Below are 1023 nucleotides of genomic sequence, written 5' to 3'. Positions count from 1 at the left end.
GGGCCAGGCGGCGGTCTTCGGCCCGCCGGGGCGGCGGTACCGGTTCCCCCGCCGCGGCGGGGGAACCGGTTGATCACGGAAATGCACGGCAGGGGTGTCCGGCCGGGGCGGCGGGGTATCCGGCGTACCGGTCGACCTCTTCACCGTCCTGTCCGTTCCGTGTCCCCCGAGGAGTCCACATGCCGTCCGCCGAGTCCGACGTCGTCGAGCTGATCCTGCGCGACCACCGCAGGATGGAGGACCTCTTCCGCACGATGCGCAACGCAGAGGCCGACCGTGCCGCCGCGCTGGGCGAGTTCGCCGGCCTGCTGGTCGCCCACTCGCTGGCCGAGGAGGAGAAGGTCTACCCGGCCCTGCGGCGCTACAAGAACGTCGACGACGACGATGTCGAGCACAGCGTGCACGAGCACGGCGAGGCCAACGAGGCGCTGCTCGCCCTGCTGGAGGTGGAGGACACCTCCTCGAAGGAGTGGGACGAGAAGCTGGAGGCGCTCGTCACCGCCGTCAACCACCACGCGGACGAGGAGGAGCGCACCCTGCTCAACGACGCCCGTGAGAACGTCGCCGACAGCCGGCGCGCCCAGCTCGGGGAAGCCTTCGCGAAGGCGCGTGCCGAGCACCTGGACGCCGGCTGCGGAAGCGTGGAGAACGTCCGCGGGATCGTGGCCTCCAGCGGCGGCTGACCGGCCGGCGCCAGAGGCACGGGGAGGGTACGGGCGGACGGGCCGGCCCGCGCCCTCTCACCGGCCGGCCGCGGCCGGCCGCCCCCCGCCGTGGCCGTCGCCGAAGACCGTTCCGCGCCCGGTGGGCGCCTGGTTGAGTACCCACAGGCCGATCAGGGTGGCGAGCACGAACACGACGGTCACCAGGACCGCCAGGACCAGCCGGCGTCTGCGCTCCCTGCGCAGCCAGCCGCCGCGGGCGGTGCGGTAGGCGTCGGGGGCCGCGTGGATGCCTCCCGCCAGGGCCTCCAGGGCCTCTTGGAGTCTTTCCTCCGTATCGGGGGCGCCCGGGGTGCCGGGG

At 73.9% G+C, this 1023-nt stretch carries 2 protein-coding genes; one reads left to right on the top strand and one right to left on the bottom strand.

The window, feature by feature from the left end; genetic code table 11:
- Window positions 1–179 precede the first annotated feature (179 nt).
- Window positions 180–683 carry a hemerythrin domain-containing protein gene (locus tag L7D48_RS29040; protein WP_237884114.1) on the top strand — a complete coding sequence of 168 codons (504 nt, stop codon included), beginning with the start codon at window positions 180–182 and terminating at the stop codon, window positions 681–683.
- A 57-nt stretch (window positions 684–740) separates the two neighbouring features.
- On the opposite strand, the gene L7D48_RS29035 is transcribed toward L7D48_RS29040, so the two are convergent.
- On the bottom strand, window positions 741–1023 hold a 283-nt coding region (locus L7D48_RS29035), incomplete at its 5' end, for a hypothetical protein (protein ID WP_374494218.1).

The sequence above is a fragment of the Streptomyces sp. ICN903 genome, assembly GCF_022015835.1.
GTDB lineage: Bacteria > Actinomycetota > Actinomycetes > Streptomycetales > Streptomycetaceae > Streptomyces > Streptomyces fenghuangensis.
The sequence above is the reverse complement of the archived record's forward strand: the minus strand, read 5'-3'. Positions and strand labels throughout refer to the sequence as shown.